Source organism: Tuberibacillus sp. Marseille-P3662 (assembly GCF_900178005.1).
Lineage (GTDB): Bacteria > Bacillota > Bacilli > Bacillales > Sporolactobacillaceae > Marseille-P3662.
Map to the genome: position 1 here is coordinate 845,529 of NZ_FXBS01000006.1, position 18,796 is coordinate 864,324.

General features: G+C 39.9%; 18 protein-coding genes and 1 other annotated feature. Of the genes, 15 read left to right on the top strand and 3 right to left on the bottom strand.

From position 1 onward, the window contains the following. The first annotated feature begins 117 nt into the window (after positions 1-117). The 10 genes from B9Y89_RS12840 (at position 118) to B9Y89_RS12885 (ending at position 8,615) form a co-directional block, all read left to right on the top strand. On the top strand, positions 118-1,599 hold the full coding sequence (locus tag B9Y89_RS12840; protein WP_254901247.1) for a spore germination protein: 1,482 nt from the start codon (positions 118-120) through the stop codon (positions 1,597-1,599). A gap of 27 nt (positions 1,600-1,626) precedes the next feature. Beyond that, on the top strand, positions 1,627-2,721 hold the full coding sequence (locus B9Y89_RS12845) for a GerAB/ArcD/ProY family transporter (RefSeq protein ID WP_176222213.1): 1,095 nt from the start codon (positions 1,627-1,629) through the stop codon (positions 2,719-2,721). After that, a complete protein-coding gene (locus B9Y89_RS12850) occupies positions 2,718-3,803 on the top strand; it encodes a Ger(x)C family spore germination protein (protein WP_085523614.1) in 1,086 nt (361 codons plus the stop codon). Before B9Y89_RS12845 ends, B9Y89_RS12850 begins: the two co-directional genes overlap by 4 nt. A 125-nt stretch (positions 3,804-3,928) precedes the next feature. Further along, a complete protein-coding gene (locus B9Y89_RS12855) occupies positions 3,929-4,501 on the top strand; it encodes a YitT family protein (protein ID WP_085523615.1) in 573 nt (190 codons plus the stop codon). Between the two features lie 90 nt (positions 4,502-4,591). Continuing rightward, positions 4,592-5,746: a stage II sporulation protein P gene (spoIIP, locus tag B9Y89_RS12860; RefSeq protein ID WP_176222214.1), complete on the top strand. Its 1,155-nt coding sequence runs from the start codon at positions 4,592-4,594 to the stop codon at positions 5,744-5,746. 104 nt (positions 5,747-5,850) lie between these two features. Further along, positions 5,851-6,246, top strand: a complete 396-nt coding sequence (locus B9Y89_RS12865) for a fluoride efflux transporter FluC (RefSeq protein WP_085523617.1) — start codon at positions 5,851-5,853, stop codon at positions 6,244-6,246. After that, on the top strand, positions 6,243-6,605 hold the full coding sequence (gene crcB, locus B9Y89_RS12870; protein ID WP_085523618.1) for a fluoride efflux transporter CrcB: 363 nt from the start codon (positions 6,243-6,245) through the stop codon (positions 6,603-6,605). Before B9Y89_RS12865 ends, crcB begins: the two co-directional genes overlap by 4 nt. Positions 6,606-6,717: 112 nt before the next feature. After that, on the top strand, positions 6,718-7,272 hold the full coding sequence (gene resA / locus B9Y89_RS12875) for a thiol-disulfide oxidoreductase ResA (protein WP_254901248.1): 555 nt from the start codon (positions 6,718-6,720) through the stop codon (positions 7,270-7,272). A 21-nt stretch (positions 7,273-7,293) separates the two neighbouring features. Further along, entirely contained in the window at positions 7,294-7,998 is a 705-nt protein-coding gene (locus B9Y89_RS12880) for a cytochrome c biogenesis CcdA family protein (RefSeq protein WP_085523619.1), read from the top strand. Between the two features lie 20 nt (positions 7,999-8,018). Next, a complete protein-coding gene (locus B9Y89_RS12885) occupies positions 8,019-8,615 on the top strand; it encodes a TlpA family protein disulfide reductase (RefSeq protein WP_085523620.1) in 597 nt (198 codons plus the stop codon). Between the two features lie 49 nt (positions 8,616-8,664). Here B9Y89_RS12885 and B9Y89_RS12890 read toward each other — a convergent pair whose 3' ends face one another. After that, positions 8,665-10,626 (bottom strand): LTA synthase family protein, encoded by a 1,962-nt coding sequence (locus B9Y89_RS12890; protein ID WP_441351487.1) that lies wholly within the window; start codon positions 10,624-10,626, stop codon positions 8,665-8,667. Between the two features lie 473 nt (positions 10,627-11,099). Here B9Y89_RS12890 and mug point away from each other — a divergent pair, with 473 nt between their 5' ends. Then, a complete protein-coding gene (gene mug, locus B9Y89_RS12895) occupies positions 11,100-11,618 on the top strand; it encodes a G/U mismatch-specific DNA glycosylase (RefSeq protein ID WP_085524734.1) in 519 nt (172 codons plus the stop codon). On the opposite strand, the gene B9Y89_RS12900 is transcribed toward mug, so the two are convergent. Then, the gene (locus B9Y89_RS12900) at positions 11,615-12,712 is read right to left on the bottom strand and encodes an NAD(P)/FAD-dependent oxidoreductase (protein WP_085523621.1); all 1,098 of its coding nucleotides are present in this window, start codon (positions 12,710-12,712) and stop codon (positions 11,615-11,617) included. The genes mug and B9Y89_RS12900 overlap by 4 nt on opposite strands. An 89-nt stretch (positions 12,713-12,801) precedes the next feature. Next, positions 12,802-13,024, top strand: a binding site (T-box leader). Positions 13,025-13,080: 56 nt separating this feature from the next. Here B9Y89_RS12900 and tyrS point away from each other — a divergent pair. From tyrS to B9Y89_RS12915, 3 genes are all read left to right on the top strand, one after another. Then, positions 13,081-14,337, top strand: coding sequence for a tyrosine--tRNA ligase (gene tyrS, locus B9Y89_RS12905; RefSeq protein WP_085523622.1), 1,257 nt, complete (start codon positions 13,081-13,083; stop codon positions 14,335-14,337). Positions 14,338-14,465: 128 nt separating this feature from the next. Further along, positions 14,466-15,416: a glutaminase A gene (gene glsA, locus B9Y89_RS12910; protein WP_085523623.1), complete on the top strand. Its 951-nt coding sequence runs from the start codon at positions 14,466-14,468 to the stop codon at positions 15,414-15,416. A gap of 86 nt (positions 15,417-15,502) precedes the next feature. Next, positions 15,503-15,985, top strand: coding sequence for a ribonuclease H-like YkuK family protein (locus tag B9Y89_RS12915; RefSeq protein WP_085523624.1), 483 nt, complete (start codon positions 15,503-15,505; stop codon positions 15,983-15,985). A 27-nt stretch (positions 15,986-16,012) separates the two neighbouring features. Here B9Y89_RS12915 and B9Y89_RS12920 read toward each other — a convergent pair whose 3' ends face one another. After that, a complete protein-coding gene (locus tag B9Y89_RS12920; RefSeq protein ID WP_085523625.1) occupies positions 16,013-17,371 on the bottom strand; it encodes an MATE family efflux transporter in 1,359 nt (452 codons plus the stop codon). A gap of 176 nt (positions 17,372-17,547) precedes the next feature. Between B9Y89_RS12920 and B9Y89_RS12925 the strand changes: the two genes are divergently transcribed. Next, complete coding sequence (locus B9Y89_RS12925; protein WP_085523626.1) at positions 17,548-18,765, top strand: alanyl-tRNA editing protein; 1,218 nt, start codon at positions 17,548-17,550, stop codon at positions 18,763-18,765. The last annotated feature ends 31 nt before the right edge of the window (positions 18,766-18,796 follow it).

An 18,796-nucleotide genomic window follows, 5' to 3' on the forward strand; every position in this document is an offset into this window, starting at 1 on the left:
CATCTAAAGAAGGTGTTCTAAAACGAGCACCTTCTTTTTTTATGCTTTGATATATATGTATAAAATGCCTCATGATGTAAAATAACTAAATTGATAAATGGAAAGGACGGTTAAATGATGTTCTTTAATAACAAACGCAAAGAAAATGATAAAAAAAGCTTGCAAGAGTTAATGAAAAGAGCAAGCCGTTCTTTTGACTTCACCCAATACACATATCAAGCGGGTCAACATAAGGTTTGGATTTATTATTTAAGAACGCTAATCAATAATGAGACACTTAATAGAAGTGTATTACCTTATTTACATAAAAAGGTTGACTCGTTTGAAAGTTTCGTTAATGTCATTCCTATTGAAGATATCAAGGTGACTAATGATGTAGATAAGATAAAGGCAGAATATTTACGTGGTAAAGTGATTATACAAGAGGATCGGGAAAACGGAAATTGTCTCATCATTAATATTCCAAAAAATGAAAGCCGACAAATTAGTACATCAGAAGTTGAATTTTCGGTTGTGGGGCCCAAGGAATCTTTTATTGAGAATATGGACACGAATATTAATTTGATTCGCAAACGATTGCCTTTACCACAGTTAGAATTCAAAGAAATGACCATTGGTAAATTGACGAAGACAAAAGTTTCTGTCTGTTATATCAAAGGTATCGCCAATGACGAGAATATTAACACCATTACGCAAAGATTAGAAGACCTAGAGTTTGATCAAATCAATGATAGCACCTATCTTATGCAACTGATTTCGGACCACTCGTCATCCATTTTTCCATTATTCATTAATACGGAACGGCCAGACAGGGTGGCGGCAGTTCTTGCAGAAGGTAAAGTATGTGTGTTAACCAGTGGATCACCTTCTGTCTTAATTATGCCGACCACCCTTACCGAGTTTTTTTCAGCCGTTGAGGATTATTATATTAATTGGATTATGGGAACAGCCTTCCGAATCATCCGATTATTCTCTGTAATGTTTTCAATATTTGCGACGCCGCTTTATGTTGCGGTTCTAACGTATCACTTTGAAATGGTTCCCAAGGACTTATTAAGCACATTGATATCGTCACGGGCAAACATTCCGTTTCCGCCTATACTGGAAGTCTTATTTTTGGAGTTAACGATTGAGCTTCTTCGTGAGGCAGGAGCAAGATTACCGACAAAAGTCGGACAAACACTCGGTATTGTGGGTGGGATCGTCATCGGTCAGGCATCGGTGGAGGCGGGTTTGACAAGTAATATTTTGTTAATTGTTGTGGCTTTAGCCGCCCTAGCTTCATTTACAACCCCGATTTATAAAATGGCCAATACCATCCGTTTATTGCGTTTTCCGTTTGTTATATGTGCACAAATATGGGGACTTGTCGGTATTATGATCGGTTTGGCTTTTCTACTCACGCATCTCATACGCTTGGAATCATTAGGTCGACCTTATATGGAACCCATTTATCCATTAAGACTCTCGGATGTGAGTGATGCGATATTACGAATGCCATTCAGTCGGTCGACACGTCGTCCGATGCTTATGAGGCCGAAAGATCGAAACCGTGTGAATTCGAAGCGTGCTGCCAAAAGGAAAGACATCGACGAGTAATCATTCAATGCAATGGGAGGAAGACTGATGGGCAAGGTACATGTTCCGGAAAACAGACAAGTGTCTGGGTTTTACTTATTCTATCTCATTCATACGATGCAAGCCGGTGTCGGTATGCTTGGTTATCAGAAATATGTGACCGATGTCTCCGAAAATGATGCTTGGATATCTGTTTTGATTGCGGGATTGTCCGTTAATGTGATTCTCTTTTTTATGTTTAAGCTATTAGACAAACATAAAGGTGATCTCGTTGAGGTGAATCGTCTTTATCTAGGAAAGTGGATTGGTGGGCTAATCAGTACGATTTATGCTGTTTATTTTATAACGGTGGGTGTGACTGTCTTAAGAACCTACACAGAAATTGTTCAAGTTTGGGTGTTTCCGAAGTTAGGAACAAGCTTTTTTGTGTTAACGATTCTTTTATTAATATATTATATCGTTTCCGGTGGATTTCGCATCGTCAATGGTGTCGTCTTTCTTGGTGTTGCTGTACCATTTTGGCTGCTTGTGATTTTGTTTTTTAATATTCCATTTTCAGATTTCACCTCAATTTTTCCAGTTTATGATCACTCAACCACAACGATTTTAAAGGGATCAAATGTGGCATTGTTAAATTATTTGGGGTTTAGCTCACTGATGATCTTTTATCCTTTTATTAAAGATGGAAATAAATCAAAAAAATGGGCTCACTTAGGGGCGGTTTTAACCACAGCGGCTTATACATTAATTATTGTGGTAGCCATTGCTTTTTTCAGTGAAGGGCAATTGAATGATACTTATTGGGCTACTTTAAGTCTTGTTAAATACGTGCAATTTCCGTTTCTTGAACGGCTGGAGTTTATTTATATCTCATTTTGGTTATTAATTGTCCTGCCTAATATAGCTGTTTCATTTTGGGCGGCAAGCCGGATATTGAAAAGAGTCTATCCTATCAAACAAAAGCATGCACTTATTTTAATATTGATTCTTTCAATGATCGGTTCAGTCTTAATAACCACACGTCAGGGGATCAGTCAATTGAACACACAGACAGCATTATTTGGTACGATTCTCACCTATATTTATATCCCTGGCTTATTCGTGTTGTCACTGATTTTTGGGAAAGGGCGGACGAAGGAATGATTCGTATTGTTATCATTATCCTGACATGTTTGATGTTATCTGGCTGTGTCCAACAGAGAATTCTCGACCAAGTTCAATCCGTTCACAGTGTGGCTTTTGACTATGTCGATGATGACAGCGTTAAGGGAACGCTCACAATGCCAAAATTCAACCCAGACAAAACCGTTGATATATCTGTATTTCAAAAAGTAAGTCCATCGAACGAATCGTTTAGATTAAGTGCCAATAGCGCTTCACCCAAAGCCATTACAAGTGGCCAAGCCCGGGTGGCATTATTTGGACAAGAACTTGCAGAAAATGGTGTTGTTCATACAATTAATACTTTATACAGGGATCCAAGTGTGGGGACAAGACTCTATTTAGCCGTAACGGAAGGTAAAGCGGGTAAGTTCCTGGAAAAAAGTTACCCATTAGCAGATTCACCATCGTTATATATTTCTGATCTTATTAAACAGAATATTAATGGGGATAATCTGCCGAGAACCGATCTGCATTATTTTGTGAATCAGTATTACGATCCTTTTCAAGATCCATTTTTACCCCTGCTTAAATTAAGTGAAGATAAAGTTAATGTTGTAGGTCTAGCGATATTTGATGGGTATAAATATGTCGGGAAAATCAATATGCATCAGGCCTATGTTTTCAAGTCAATGCTTCATGATTCCGATTCTGGGAAATATCCGATCAAATTTGGTGATTATAGCCGTCCTAATACAGCTGTTGTCGAAACCTTGGAATCTAAACGAAAGCGGAAGGTTAAGATGACATCAGGCACTCCCGTTTTCGATATTACTATCAAGATAAGAGGAAAAATTAATGAAAACATTAAGGATATTAACTTAAAGGATCCTAAGACAATAAAGAAAGTTGAAAAGGAAATGGAAGATTCGGTTAAGAAGAATGGATTAAACATGCTTAAAGTTCTTCAGGAAAAGCATGTGGATCCACTCGGCTTTGGAAGTGATCTTAAGCATCAGGTGAGAGGTATTGATAGTTCCGAGTGGCGTGATGAATTATATAGTCGTGCTCAGTTTAACATTCATGTAAAAGTTAATATTGTCCAAACAGGAATCACTGAATAACGGCTGTTCTGTATCGGGTTGATTTTAAGCAACATTGCCATATCATCAATAGACTTGTGCTTTTTTGTAAAGGTCATCGAGCCTGTCTCATATATATAATTAAAAAGCACTGAAAGGATCTTTTGATGATAAAAAAAGCCACAGCAATCTTATTGGCAAGTATGATATTGGCGATGGGCATCGATGGTTTCATTGTTCCCTATCAACTTCTGGATGGCGGTATGATCGGCATTGGTTTAATTATTAAATATACATTTGGCTTTCGGCCTGGTTTGACGATTTTGTTCTTCAGCTTACCGATCTACATTTTTATTTTTTTCTATCGGCGTCGTTACTTTTATAATAGTTTACACGGTTTACTTATCTCATCGTTTTTTATTGATTTGTTTGCGCCGTTACGAGGCCAGTTTCATTTGCCATTAATCATGAGCGCGATTCTAGGAGGTCTGTTAGTCGGTATTGGTATCGGTACCTTGCTTCGATTTGAAACAAGTACCGGTGGCCTTGATCTGCTGGCCTTATTTATTGCTGACAAATGGCCGTTAAATGTAGGGATTATTATACTTATAATGGATGCGAGCATCTTAATAATCGGTTCGGAGACAGCAGGGATTAACCTAGCCTTTTCTACTGTGATTGTATGTTTAGCCGGATTAATGACAACGCTATTAACAGTGAAATCAGATTCTCATTCTTAATTCTATCAGATGAGTCATAATCACAAAGACTAGCTAATATATATGTCTTAATAGAATTCATAGCCAGAGTATGAGAAAAGGAAGATGCTCATGTTTCAACCGATAACCCCTCAACAAAATGCGCCGCTTCGAAAAATTTCCGGTTTATTTATAGCTTTTCTTGTCGGCATCTTTATCATTTGCGGGATTTTATCGTCACAAATGCTGAACAACGTCTTGTTTGTCGGAAAGATTAACCAAGCCTTAACCGAATTGAAAGCGGAGTTTATTGTTGATTGGATGAGTGCGGAGAATCCTTATTTAGCAGAAATATTACCTGCAAACTATCAAGAAAATAGCTTTTCGCAGCAAGCATTAACAGCCGTAACGAATATTAATTTTCAAGATGAACGGAGCTTTCTTGGCAATGAATTACCTGGCTTCTCAATATTTGATACAAAAATTTTGGCAGCTGGCCAAGGGACCGATTATACCAATATTCCTGTTGAATCACCGCCACCGATGGAATATATTAAAGATCAGCGTAATCAAGCTGGAAATCAAGAACAGAATGATGAGAAGCAACCGCCCGTACAATCGGAAGATGTTCAGGGGGCGAAGGTCTTTATGTATCACACGCATTCTTATGAAGCGTATCTTCCTTTATTAGGGTTAAAAGGTGCTGATAGCGCCGCTAAAGCTTCATCTAATGACGCTAGTAAGAGTGTTTTACATGTGGGAAAAATGTTGAAAGACCAGTTGTCCCAAAAAGGGGTCAAAGCAGTTCATGATCAAACTTATGTGCCACGCATATTGAAAGAACATAAAAATTGGGATTGGTATGATTCTTACCAAGCTTCAAGAACTGTTGTGAAGCCGGCGATTAATAGTAAAACGGACTATGACCTATTGATCGATATTCACCGGGATTCACAAAGAAAAAAAGAGACCACAGCAACGATTAATGGTGAAAAGTATGCTCGAGTATCATTCATATACGGTGAAGCCCATAATGGTTACCAGAAGAATCTTAGTGTTATGAAAAAGTTGAATAAACAGCTCAATGATCAATATCCGGGTTTGAGTCTCGGGGTTTTCGGAAAAGGAAAAACAGAAGGGAACGGGATCTATAATCAAGATTTAGGATCCAATGTAATTTTGATAGAAATTGGCGGTGTTGATAACACAGAAGCTGAACTCAATCGAACGGTTGAAGCTCTATCTAATGTGTTTAGTGAATATGTGAAACAGGCTGAACATATATAATTGACGAATAGACACAGTTCGGATACAATTTGTTCATACAAAACAACCCCTGTCAATGAATGGCGGGGGTTTGTTTTGAATTCTTGTCAGACGGAGTGACACCAATGAAAATGTCGATCTGTATTGGCCTGTTTGGCATGGTAGGCGCATCAATGAGGTATGTTATCAGTCTTTGGTTGAATGTGTCAGCTTACGGTTTTCCTTATGGCACATTACTGGTCAACTTAACCGGTTGTGTCCTGCTCGGATGGTTAACCTCTTATATCAAAAAGCTTGATGTATCCGATTATATTAAAAATGGTGTCGGTACTGGTTTGCTTGGTTCATATACCACTTTCTCAACGTTGAGTACTGAGACCGTGCAATTATTCTATGATTCGTGGCCATTAGCCTTTGTTTATATTCTTTTCAGTGCTCTAGGTGGTTTAATTGCGGCGTATATGGGTTACAAACTCGGCGAGCGCCATTATCGGAATCATAAAGAGGTGCAACATCAATGATGGGTTGGATAGGCCTTTGTATAGGAGCTTTTTTTGGTGCGATTGGACGATATTTATTAAGTCGTTGGAATAAAGGGAGAATGATTCCATTAGGCACACTAGCTGCTAATCTGATTGGGTCGCTTTTGCTTGGAATCGTTATTGCCTTGCCATTATCTATGGAAACTCGTTTAATGTTAGGCACAGGTTTCATGGGATCGTTAACGACTTTTTCGACGTTTAATGTGGAGAACATAGAAGGGATGTTAAAAAAACATTGGCGCCAAATGGTGCTTTATATGACACTCACTTTTTGTCTTGGCCTTATTCTGGCCTTCATTGGTATGAGGATTGGGCAATTTATGATTAGCATCTTTTGACATCTTTCTGACAACTATGTTAACAATGGCTTTTATGATTCACGGTAGCAGGTAATCATGATATGGTACAATTGATTAAGTGGGTTTTTGAGTCTTAGGAGGCACTACACCAATGGATGAACAAAAGCGAAAAAAAATATACATGAGTAAAAATCGTCGGCTGGTGATCCGAACGATTATACTTATCCTTTTGGTTGCGGCAATTAGCTATACAATCTATGAAATTTTCACCAATGAAGAGCCCGTTAAAGCCGATGATATGGCACGTGATTTTACGCTTAAAACGGCTGATGACGAGAAGCTCCAGTTGTCTGATTATCGGGGCAAAGGGGTGGTATTGAATTTCTGGGGAAGTTGGTGTGATCCTTGTAAACGGGAAATGCCGCACTTAAATGCTGCTTATCATAGCGATAAAGTGAATGATGTTGAAATTATTGCAGTCAATATTGAAGAATCTTCCTTAACCGTTAAACAATTTGTTGACCGTTACAAACTGGACTTTCCGGTTCTCATGGATCGGGATGGTATCGTAAAGGATGCTTATGGTATCAAACCAATACCAACGACCTTTTTTATTAACCCTCAAGGTAAGGTCGTTAAAGTTAAGAAGGGAGAAATGACAAGTACTCAAGAAGTGTTAAATTATATGAAAGAGATTCAACCATAATCGTTCCGGGAGGGTTTTAAAATGGGTGTCAACGTCAATGCTTTTTTGGCATTTGGTGCGGGGTTACTATCATTTGTATCACCATGTACCTTACCCCTCTATCCGGCCTTTTTGTCCTACATTACCGGTTTATCAGTTGATGAATTGAAACAAAAGGGCATTATTCAAAAGCGTGCTTTATTACATACATTGTTTTTTCTCATTGGGTTTTCAATTGTCTTTTCGGCTTTCGGATTTACGTCTACATTAATCGGACAGTTTTTATTTAAAAACATGGATATTTTTAGACATATTGGTGCTGTTCTCATCATAATCATGGGGTTGATGATTCTTGGCGTCTTTACTCCCCAGTTTCTGATGCAAGAGCGCCGGTTATCATTTAAGAATCGTCCAAGCGGTATGATTGGTTCGGTATTGATTGGAATGGGGTTTGCAGCTGGATGGACCCCGTGTGCCGGTCCGATATTAGTAGCCGTATGGGGAATGGCAGCCACACATCCGAGTATGGCCTATTTTTATATGTTTCTATATGTGATCGGCTTTGCGATTCCTTTCTTTTTACTGGCATTCTTCATTGGAAAATTACAGTGGATTCAGCGACGCTCACAAACATTTATGAAAGTCGGCGGAATCATCATGATAATCCTTGGTATCATGTTATTTTTTGATTGGTTAAGTTTAATAACGGTCTATTTAAGTAAGCTCACAGGTTTTCAAGGTTTGTAAAGTGAAGGTGTGATGATGGTTTGAATAAAAAATGGATTCTAATTTTTGTGGTAGCCGCAGCCGTCATTTTTATTACAATTTACTTGAATCAGTATAATGATGCGTTGGGTTCCGATGATACCAATGCCGGTAAAGATGAATCATTGTCGACCCAAACGTCATCAAGTCAGCCTTCCAAAAAGGAAGCCGCACCACAGGTGACGCATCCCGCGCCCTCGTTTCATCTGGAAACAGTTGATGGAGCAAAGTCGTACAGTTTAGAGGATGCCAAGGGCAAACCCTTGATTCTCAATTTTTGGGCATCATGGTGTGGACCTTGCCAAGACGAAGCTTCAGGCTTTCAAGGGTTGTATCAGAAATATAAAGATGATGTACAGATTTACGGCATTAATCTAACTCAAAAAGATAACGTCAAGGCCGCCAAACAATTTATGAAAACCTATGATTTATCGTTTCCCGTATTAATGGATAAGAAGGGAAAAGTGTCGGAAAAGTATTGGATCAGACCCATTCCAACAACGTTTTTTATTGATGCTGATGGCACCATTGTTTATGTCCATAAAGGTTATTTAAAGGAACAAAAGCTGGAAAGGCTGATTCAGCAGTTAATTGGATAAAATAATAAAGCCCAAAAAAACCCGTGAACAATTGTTCACGGGCCTTTTATTAATGTTTGTTATCAGCTTTCTGCTTCTTACTATTACTATTGTTGGCTGCGTTATCTTCGTCATTAAAACGGAGAAGATCACCGAAAATGACGTTATCTGAGAGATTTAACTCATGTCGAGCTTCCTTGATGAACGGTTGACAAGACTTAATATCAACTTTTTTGCCTTTAAGTTTCTCGCCATCCTGTTTTTCATAACAAATCTCATGCTTGGCAGAATAGACATATTGGTCAGTCGCAAAACTTCCATCACGGAAAATCGTGAAATCCCTATGTTCAGGTGAGAATAGGGAAGAGCCAAACGCAATATCGTCTTCAGCCTTAACCCCTAATAAGTTAAGAATCGTACTTTTCAAGTCAATTTGACCGCCAACGGTATGCATGACCTTTGATTGTTTCCCGTCCATTCCAGGAATATGAATAAAAAGCGGGACCTCTTGTAATTGTTGATGACGATATGGAGTAATTTCATCAACACCAAGAATTTTGGTCATGGCTTTATTATGATTCTCTGAAATACCATAATGATCACCGTAAAGAATGATAATGGAGTCATCATATATTCCAGCGTCTTTTAATTTTTGGAAGAACTGTTTTAACGCTTCATCTTGATACCGCGCTGTTTGAAAATAGCGATTCACGACACCATCATTCGTATTAGCTGGTTCAATCGATGCCTCTCCAGGATCCAGTGGAAACGGGAAGTGATTAGACAGTGTAAGAAATTTAGAATAAAACGGTTGCTCAACATCCTTTAACATAGGTACAGCTTGTTTAACAAAAGGTTTATCCTTCAGACCATAGTTTAACGTATTATCTGGTTTCATGTTAAAATATTTTTCCGAATAAAACTTGTCATAACCCAAGGTTTGGTACATAATGTCGCGATTCCAAAAACTTGCATGGTTGCCGTGAAAAGAGACGGACTGATAACCCTGTTTATCTAAGATTTCCGGTGTAGCGTTGTATTCATTCGACGGATAGTTCATGAATACAGATCCGCCTGGTAACGGATATAATGAATTGTCAATTAGGAACTCAGCGTCGGATGTTTTACCTTGTCCCGTATTATGGTAAAAATTATCAAAATAGAATACTTTGTCCTTCAAATCATTTAGAAACGGTGTGACCTCTTTGCCGTTTAGCTTGTAATCAATTAAGAAGTTTTGTGTCGATTCCATTGATACTAAAATCACGTTCTTATTCTTAGCAGCACCAAAAAACTTGTCACTGGGTTGAACATCATGCGCCTTAACATAGTTCTTTACATTAACAACATCACTTGAATCCGCCAAGGCCTTTTGTGTCGATGCTTTGACATTCATGGCGATATCATAGACGTGATAATTATATAATCCAAGCAGTTTTACAAGTTTAGCGCGGTCGAAGGCGCGCGTTAGTAACTGTGATCTTTGACCTTCAGCAAGTGAAAGATTGACCATGAAAATCCCGATAGCTAAAGCAAAAATTGTCATTTGAACAGCAAACCGAGATTTTTTGGTTTGACGTATTTTCATGAAAAAAGCTAAAGCAATGACTGCAAATACGTCCAGCCAAAACATGAAATCAAAGCCATGGATTAATGATCCTGTACTGTGGCCTAAATCACCGGCGTTTTTCCACATAAAAATATCGGCAAACGTGAGAAAATCATTAAAAAAGCGGCCGTAGACAACGTTGGCGTATAGTAAGCCTGTCAACACGACTTGAATGACTATTATAGCAACGCGATGCCACACCCCTTTAAAAAATAAGCTGAATCCGAAAAAGAAGAGAGCCGAACTCAGAGGCGAAATAAACAAGATAAATGCCTGCATGCTATTTTCAATGTTTAAATCAAGAACCCAGTTAAATACGATATAAGATTTCAACCAAAATAAGAGAATGGCTATCATGAAAAAATTATACTTATTTAACCCTTTGAGTCCATTTTTGAAACCATTTTTTATTTTATCCATCATAATGCCGGTTTCCTCCTTGTCTTTCAAGGTCGACACATTTTCAACCATATGACTTATAATATGCCTTCATGAATTTCTTGTAAAGATATTTTTTTAAATAAATATTGGCAATGTCCCTCTAGAGCTTCATTTAGATTCTCCAAGCTTCATTTGATTAAAATTTATACAAACATTATAAATTGAATGGAGAATGTAATGTGTTGTAACCTTGTCCCTTATTGTATGTGTTATTAGTTGTTACGACAATGGGGTATTAAGACCTATTTTTTGTAATAATTAAAAGGAGATTCATGATTGTATACATTTATTCGTGATTTAGGATTAATGTGTGTATGTTATATCTATTATGAGGCGTAATTATAATCAATGTTCAAGGATTACTTCCTCGCTTTGTTAAGTAACGACCATATTATTTTAGTCGACACTAACCCATCTTTGTATGGTGCGAGGTAAAAATAAGAGGAGTGTTGATGTTGAAATCGCTTGAAGATCATGTTGAAGCTGGTTTAAACCTATTATTTGTCGGCTTTAATCCGTCCCTAAAGTCTGGTGAAACGGGTCATCACTATGCGAATCCGAATAATCGATTCTGGTCGATACTATATCGATCTGGTTTGACTGAGCGAAAACTAAAACCAGAGGAGGACGCTCATGTCTTAAAATATCATTATGGTTTAACGAATATCGTTGATCGTCCGACCAAAGGGGCAGAAGGGATTTCTAACGACGAATATAAGAAAGGCGCGGAAAGATTGAAGAGAAAGATTGAAACCTTGCACCCTGCCATTGTTTGCTACGTCGGTAAAGGGGTTTATCAAGCCTTCAGCGGTCGACGAAAAGTGTTATGGGGGGAGCAAGAAACTTCGATGATACCAGGGACAATCGATTTTGTTGCTCCCTCCTCCAGCGGGCTTGTCAGAATGAAATTAGATGAAATTGTGGCGATTTATCAAAAATTATTACCATTATTAGAAGGAAACAGAACGCATTAAACGTCGCCACGTTTGATTTGTGAAAGGATGTGTCTCTGATGCCGATGATGAACGGCCCATAACCGCCGACTGATAGATACTTTGTTTTTATTAATCAAACAAGCTTTCTTTTGACCCAAGGATATAGTGGTTTGGATCTCCATTGACGGTTCAAAAACATATCCCTCACCGTTAGTCAAATAACCTTTAATATTTTGCCAAAGAAGTTCCCCCATTTGTAGGGGATCCATTGCTGATAAGCTGTGGTTGGGATGTTGATTGATCGTTGCTGTCCGGCCTACTGCAAATATATAGGGATACTTTTTGACTTGTAAGGTATTTTCGATAAGTAAATAGTCATTTTGATCGGTCGGTAATTTAGCTTTTCGAAACATGTCCATTGCTTTGTCATTCATTAACCAGAGCAAGTGATCATGAGGGATCGTTTGTCCGGTTTTAGCTTGGACACCATTTAGATAAACTTCTTGAATCGGCGTGTCTAACCAGCATTCAATTCCCATCTTTCCAAGATGTTTTTCAATTTTGGAACTAATATTTGGATGATGGTTCGCCAGCAAACGGCCGTTTGCGAGTATTCTAACGGGTTCAGTCACGTGATGGCGGTGTCGCCATGCCTTAATGGCTCCAGCAAGTTCAATGGTCATTTTATCGTCACCGACAATGGATAATTCACCTTGCGTGCGTACCTTATCAATCACCTCTGGGAAGCGATAGTCTGGTTTAATTGTTAGAGCCGATTCACGCGCTCCCGTAATATTGGTCTCACCGGTTAGTGTGCCATTGTTAAATGAAATCAAATCAAAGGAAAGAACACGGCCGGTTTGGGTGAGGACCTGCTTCGTGTTCGGATCTATGGAAAGAACAGCATCTTGTAAAAAAGTGGCCTGAGCAGCTTCAGTTAAAGGTTCAATCGCTAGGCTGATATCGTCCAAAGCATCGATACCTTCAGCAAATCCTGAAAACAACCCAGCGTGGTAATGGATAGGAGACGGTGAAATTAGTGTTACTTCAGTATCGGGCAGATTTGTTTGACGCAACTGTTTTATAATATGTAAATGAGCCAGTCCAGCTCCAACTAATAATAATTGTTTCATTGTCTTCACTCACTAACTGTCCAAATGTATGATCAATCGTTGACCCTCATTATAATTTATGGTAAAAGGGTATATATACAATATTATAGTAGAAATCATGGATGGGATGCCAGTAGCTAATATGTCCCTGTTTCAGAAAGCTGGTGGTTGCTGCGAACCGGCACAGACTTATAAGCGAATTACCTCCCGGAGTGCTTCTGTGAATGATACTGAGTAACAGAAGACGGTGACAGCCGTTATATGAATGAGCCGGAGTCTTTTTTTTTGCAAAGATTCAAGAAGGATGGTACCGCGCGTATTAGCGCTCCTTATATAGGAGGGCTTTTTTTATTTGGTAAAAATGATTGTAGAAGGAGTCATGATGACAAATGGATATTATTCAAGATTTAGAGGCCAGAGGGCTTATTTATCAAACCACAGATATTGAATCGCTAAAGGAAGCTTTAAAACAACCCATTCATCTCTATTGTGGGTTTGATCCGACCAGTGACAGTTTACACGTTGGCAATCTGCTCATGATTATTACGCTTCGTCGTTTTCAAGAAGCAGGCCATTTTCCGATTGGTTTAGTTGGAGGTGGCACAGGATTAATTGGTGATCCAAGTGGTCGCACATCAGAACGACAGCTCAATGAGGAATCAATCGTACGTGAATGGGGACAGAAAATTAAAGATCAGTTATCAAGGTTTCTTGATTTCGAACGGGACAATAATCCCGCACGGGTTGTGAATAACTATGATTGGTTAGGTGGATTGACATTAGTTGAATTTTTACGGGATACAGGTAAACATTTTCCGCTTACTTACATGATGTCTAAGGATTCTGTACAGACGCGTATAGAGGAAGGTATTTCATATACTGAGTTTACGTACATGATGCTGCAATCTTATGACTACTTGAATCTTTATACCAAAGAAAAGGTTCGCTTGCAGATTGGCGGCAGTGATCAATGGGGTAATATCACCGCTGGATTAGAATTAATCCGTCGTACGGGTCATGAGGAACCGGCTTATGGTTTGACGGTCCCGTTAATCACGAAGAGTGATGGTACGAAGTTTGGCAAAACAGCGGGTGGCGCTATCTGGCTTGATCCAGAAAAGACAACACCTTATGAATTTTACCAATTCTGGTATAACACGGATGACCGTGATGTGATTCCATTTCTGAAGTCATTTACATTCCTGAGTCTGGACACCATTGCTTCTTTACAACAGGAGCAAGAAAAAACACCGGAACAGCGTCCGGCCCAGAAAGCTCTTGCTGAAGCGATGACCCGTTTCATTCATGGTGAGGACGCGCTGGAACAGGCGGTTAAAATTTCTCAAGCTCTATTTAGTGGTGACGTCAAACAATTGTCAGGTTCGGATATTGAGCAAGGTTTTAAAGATGTGCCATCCTATACCATGACTTCAAAAGAAGATGTTGGATTGCTGAATGTCCTTGTTGAGGCGGGTGTAACAGGCTCCAAACGACAAGCGAGGGAAGATATTAAAAATGGAGCGATTTATGTCAATGGTGAACGAATTCAAGATATGCAATATACGCTAACAGCCGATGATCGAATTGACGACCAGTTTATCATTCTTCGCCGCGGTAAGAAAAAATATTATCTCATTCAGTATTAAATAGAACCTCTACGGACTGTGATGCGACAGTCCGTATTTTTTTAATAAATTTATGTCTATTGAATACCCATTTTAGGGTATCCAAATACTATTGGGGATAATGGGCTACAAAAGGGTGGATGATGATAATGGCAGCTGACATGACATCAGCCGATTTAGAACAGTTAATTCGTGAAAACCGTCATTTAACGGACGAAGGGGAGTTAGCAGGATATATTCCAGAACTCGCCAAACAAGATACGTCAATTTTGGGCATGTCTATAGCCGATTTAGATGGACAAGTAATAAGTGTGGGTGACTGCCAGCATTCGTTTACATTGCAGAGCATTTCCAAAGTCATTAGTCTTATGGTGGCGCTTGTTGATCATGGTTACGATTATGTCTTTTCGAAAGTCGGTATGGAACCAAGCGGTGAACCGTTTAACTCGATTTCCAAGTTGGAAACCGTCGAAAGTCATAAACCGTTAAACCCGATGATTAATTCTGGAGCAATTGCGGTTGCTTCGATGGTTCAAGGGCAAAGCGTTGAAGACAAGTTCGAACGGGTGAGCCAATTTCTTAAAGACATGACAGGAGCAGAAACCATTGAGTTTGATCACAGTGTCTATGAATCAGAGAAACGAACAGGTGATCGTAATCGATCCTTGGCTTATTTTATGAAAAGCACAAAGGTTATTAATACTGATGTTGAGGCAGCGCTTGATCTTTATTTTCGGCTGTGTTCAATCAAGGTTACTTGCAGTGATTTAGCAAAAATAGGGGCTTTATTCGCCAATGGCGGGGTCATACCTGTTAGTAATCAAAGGTTGGTTGGTGGTGATATTATTCGCGTCGTCACAACGATTATGTTGACAGCAGGGATGTACAATGAATCAGGTGAAAGTGCCATGCGGACGGGATTGCCGGCTAAAAGTGGCGTGAGCGGCGGTATTCTGTCATTGGTTCCGAATCGAATCGGGATTGGTATCATCGGTCCTGCGATTGATCAGAAGGGTAACAGTATTGCCGGTATGAATGTTTTAGAAGCCCTGTCTTCAAAATATAACTTGCATTTATTAGAGCCTAATAACTACGTTTAACCGTTAATTAGGTATATGTCGATATATGATTGTCTTAGTATGCATATTGTATATTAATTGGATGTATGGAAAGAAGGGGGCTGTTTATGCTTTTTACGAGTCCAACGACAGGCCAAATGACTATTGACGAAGTGATGGCACAAATCAAAGCGTTTATCAATGAAGCACCTAATGATCCTTACCGAATCGTTGTGGGTACCGACTCACAGACGAGTTCACGTTCAACGTGTTTTGTCACAGCATTGATTGTTCATCGGGTGGGAAAAGGCGCCCGGTTTTATTTCCGGAAATTTAATCAGAAGCCAGTTCATCAATTAAGCTACCGCATTTACAAAGAAACAGAATTTAGCCTAATGACGGTTGAGTATTTTAAAAACAAAGGCGTGTTCACTCAGCTCTCGGAATGGCCTGTTGAAATCCATTTAGATATTGGGAATCATGGTAAGACAAGGACATTGATTAAAGAAATTGTCGGTTGGGTCACAGCGGTTGGCTATACCCCGAAAATAAAACCGGATTCTTTTGGTGCGAGTTCAGTCGCAGACAAATTCACGAAGAAGACGAGTTAAGAGGGATGTCTGCTGCAGACATCCCTCTTAAGATGATTGAGGCATTCTATGTCTTGACTGTAATACAAGCAATCTGATAAATAGACATACCGCACCCGCTGTCAACCCAATGGATAGACCAATCCAATAGCCAAAAGGTCCAAACTGTGTGTAATGAGCGATGAGATACCCCGACGGCAACCCAATCAGCCAATAGGAAATTAGAGCGACAACAAAGGTCATGTTCACGTCCTTATATCCGCGTAAGGCACCTTGGAGGGGCGCGGCTATTGCATCACTAAGCTGAAAAAAGATTGCATAGATGAGAAAATGAGCCGTCATCGTAATCACTTCAGGATTCTGTGAATAGATGCGAGCAACCGAGTCATTGAATAGATATAAGAGCCCGGAAAACATAACCGCTAACAGAACAGCAGCTCCCATACCTAAATAGCTATAATGGATCGCATCTCGATGACGCCCGGCCCCGACTTCAAAGCCAACCGCGATGGTGAGGGCCATGGAAATGCTAAACGGCGGCATATATAGAAACGATTCGAAATTAATCGCCGCTTGATGGGCGGCTAGAACAACGGTTGAGTAATCACTCATAAAAAATGTCACCGCAGAAAAAATACTCGTCTCAAAAAAGATTGAAAAACCAATTGGTAAGCCCAATTTTAGATGGTCAGACCAGGCTTTGATTGATACGCGATAGAGCTTGGTAAAAACTTGGTAGTCCCTAAACGGCTCAACCCGAATAACGATGTATAAAGCGATGATCATAATGAGCCAATAGGTTAACGCGGAAGCAGCCCCGGCCCCGACACCTCCAAGCGCCGGAGCGCCAAAATGTCCGAAGATAAACATATAATTAAGCACGGCATTAACGGGTAGAGAGACAAGGGTCATGATCATCGTCACACGCGTTTGTCCTAAGGCATCAATAAAACAGCGGATCGCAGTATAAATAAATAATGGCAAAATTCCCACAGCCAAAGTGGCTAAATAGCCTGTTGCGATTGATTGCACACTTGGTGTCACATTTAATCCTTGTAAGATTGGCTCGAGAAAGATGGTCCCCAGCCCAATAACAATTAGACCAATCACAATGGATAAGTAAATCGCCTGCAACAATGGATAGGCGACACGATCAGCATGATCTGCGCCAATCAATTGTGAGATAATAGGTGTCAAACCTAAAATAATTCCGGTCAAACCTGTAAAAATCGGCACCCACAAACTTGAACCAATGGCTACGCCTGCCAATTGGTCAGTTCCTGCCTGACCGGACATTACTGTATCGATAAAATTCATAGCATAGGTCGCTAATTCCGTAACCAGTATCGGGAGTAATATTGAAAATAATAGTTTACATTTTTCTTGAAGCGTATGAGTCTGATGCATGATTCGCCTCCTTCCCACTAACGAAGGTCGATTGAAACCCATTCATCTAGTGACCATCAGGATTATAGCATAGGTCATTTTGCAAAAGCCATATCGGAAAATTTATGTTCATATGCAAATGATGATATAATAAGGGACGCTAGACAAGTGAAAAGGTCAAGTGGGAGGTTAAGATCATGTCAACACATAAGCCATTATATTATAAAGATGCTTACATAACGGCCTTTGACGCCCATATCACCAAGCAAGGTCAAGATGACGACGGCAGATCATTTGTCATCTTAGATGAAACAGCTTTTTACCCAACGGGCGGGGGTCAACCGCATGATATAGGAACTTTAAACGGCATTAAAGTTATTGATGTTGATAAGACGGCAGAAGGGATTCGGCATTATTTGGAAAAACCTTTGCCAGAGGATCATACTGATGTCAAAGGCTTGATTGATTGGGAGCGGCGCTTTGATCATATGCAGCAGCATAGTGGGCAACATATTTTATCAGCTGTGTTTGCCGATGAATTTGAAATGCCGACGATTGGCTTTCATTTGGGGGAAACCCATGTCACGATTGACTTAGACACAGATCATTTAGAGGAAGACCAAGCACAGGAAGCGGAACGTCTTGCCAACGACATTGTGTTTGAGAACCGTGCCATAGTGACAAAGTGGGTGAATCAGGATCAAATCCCAGATTACCCTTTGCGTAAAATCCCTGAAGTCGACGGTCAATTGAGGTTGGTCGTCATTGAAGGGATCGACTATAATGCTTGCGGCGGAACGCATCCAGATATGACCGCTGAAGTTGGCCCGATAAAAATTTTAGGTTGGGAACGTCATCGTCAAAAAATCCGATTAACATTCGTTTGTGGCCGCCGGACATTACATGTTCTGTCCGAACAAAATCAGATTTTACAAGCGTCCGGTCAAAAATTTGATGGCTCGCCTAAAGAACTGCCACAAAAAATCGACAAACTCATGCAAAATTACAATGAAGTGGACGACACTTTGAAGGCGACGAAAAGAGAACTTATGGATTATGAAATGAAAGACATGTTAAGTCGAGCCTCGGACATTAATGGGACAACCTTGATTAAAGGTGTGTTTTTCACTCATGACATCAAGGAATTGCAACACATGACCGGAGCGTTGACCGAGGGTCGGACGTCAACAATAAGCTTAGTCGTTTCCAAACATGAGGGACGTCTCCATGTTGTGGCAGCCAGCAGCCAGGATCATCCGCTGAATATGAACGACATTATGAAACAAGGGCTCAAGCTGATTGACGGTAAGGGCGGCGGTAATAGCAATCGGGCGCAAGGGGGCGGAAAGGCCTTACTTAGCGGTGAAGGGTTATTACAGCAGTTTAGTGATATTGTCAAAGCAAAATTGGGATAAAGGAGCACTTCCCCGCTTCGCTAAGCACTAC

Coding starts and splice junctions, on each gene's coding strand:
- B9Y89_RS12840 (WP_254901247.1), top strand. CDS start 118: ATGTTCTTTAATAACAAACGCAAAGAAAATGATAAAAAAAGCTTGCAA.
- B9Y89_RS12845 (WP_176222213.1), top strand. CDS start 1,627: ATGGGCAAGGTACATGTTCCGGAAAACAGACAAGTGTCTGGGTTTTAC.
- B9Y89_RS12850 (WP_085523614.1), top strand. CDS start 2,718: ATGATTCGTATTGTTATCATTATCCTGACATGTTTGATGTTATCTGGC.
- B9Y89_RS12855 (WP_085523615.1), top strand. CDS start 3,929: ATGATAAAAAAAGCCACAGCAATCTTATTGGCAAGTATGATATTGGCG.
- spoIIP (WP_176222214.1), top strand. CDS start 4,592: ATGTTTCAACCGATAACCCCTCAACAAAATGCGCCGCTTCGAAAAATT.
- B9Y89_RS12865 (WP_085523617.1), top strand. CDS start 5,851: ATGAAAATGTCGATCTGTATTGGCCTGTTTGGCATGGTAGGCGCATCA.
- crcB (WP_085523618.1), top strand. CDS start 6,243: ATGATGGGTTGGATAGGCCTTTGTATAGGAGCTTTTTTTGGTGCGATT.
- resA (WP_254901248.1), top strand. CDS start 6,718: ATGGATGAACAAAAGCGAAAAAAAATATACATGAGTAAAAATCGTCGG.
- B9Y89_RS12880 (WP_085523619.1), top strand. CDS start 7,294: ATGGGTGTCAACGTCAATGCTTTTTTGGCATTTGGTGCGGGGTTACTA.
- B9Y89_RS12890 (WP_441351487.1), bottom strand. CDS start 10,626: ATGATGGATAAAATAAAAAATGGTTTCAAAAATGGACTCAAAGGGTTA.
- B9Y89_RS12900 (WP_085523621.1), bottom strand. CDS start 12,712: ATGAAACAATTATTATTAGTTGGAGCTGGACTGGCTCATTTACATATT.
- tyrS (WP_085523622.1), top strand. CDS start 13,081: ATGGATATTATTCAAGATTTAGAGGCCAGAGGGCTTATTTATCAAACC.
- glsA (WP_085523623.1), top strand. CDS start 14,466: ATGGCAGCTGACATGACATCAGCCGATTTAGAACAGTTAATTCGTGAA.
- B9Y89_RS12915 (WP_085523624.1), top strand. CDS start 15,503: ATGCTTTTTACGAGTCCAACGACAGGCCAAATGACTATTGACGAAGTG.
- B9Y89_RS12920 (WP_085523625.1), bottom strand. CDS start 17,371: ATGCATCAGACTCATACGCTTCAAGAAAAATGTAAACTATTATTTTCA.
- B9Y89_RS12925 (WP_085523626.1), top strand. CDS start 17,548: ATGTCAACACATAAGCCATTATATTATAAAGATGCTTACATAACGGCC.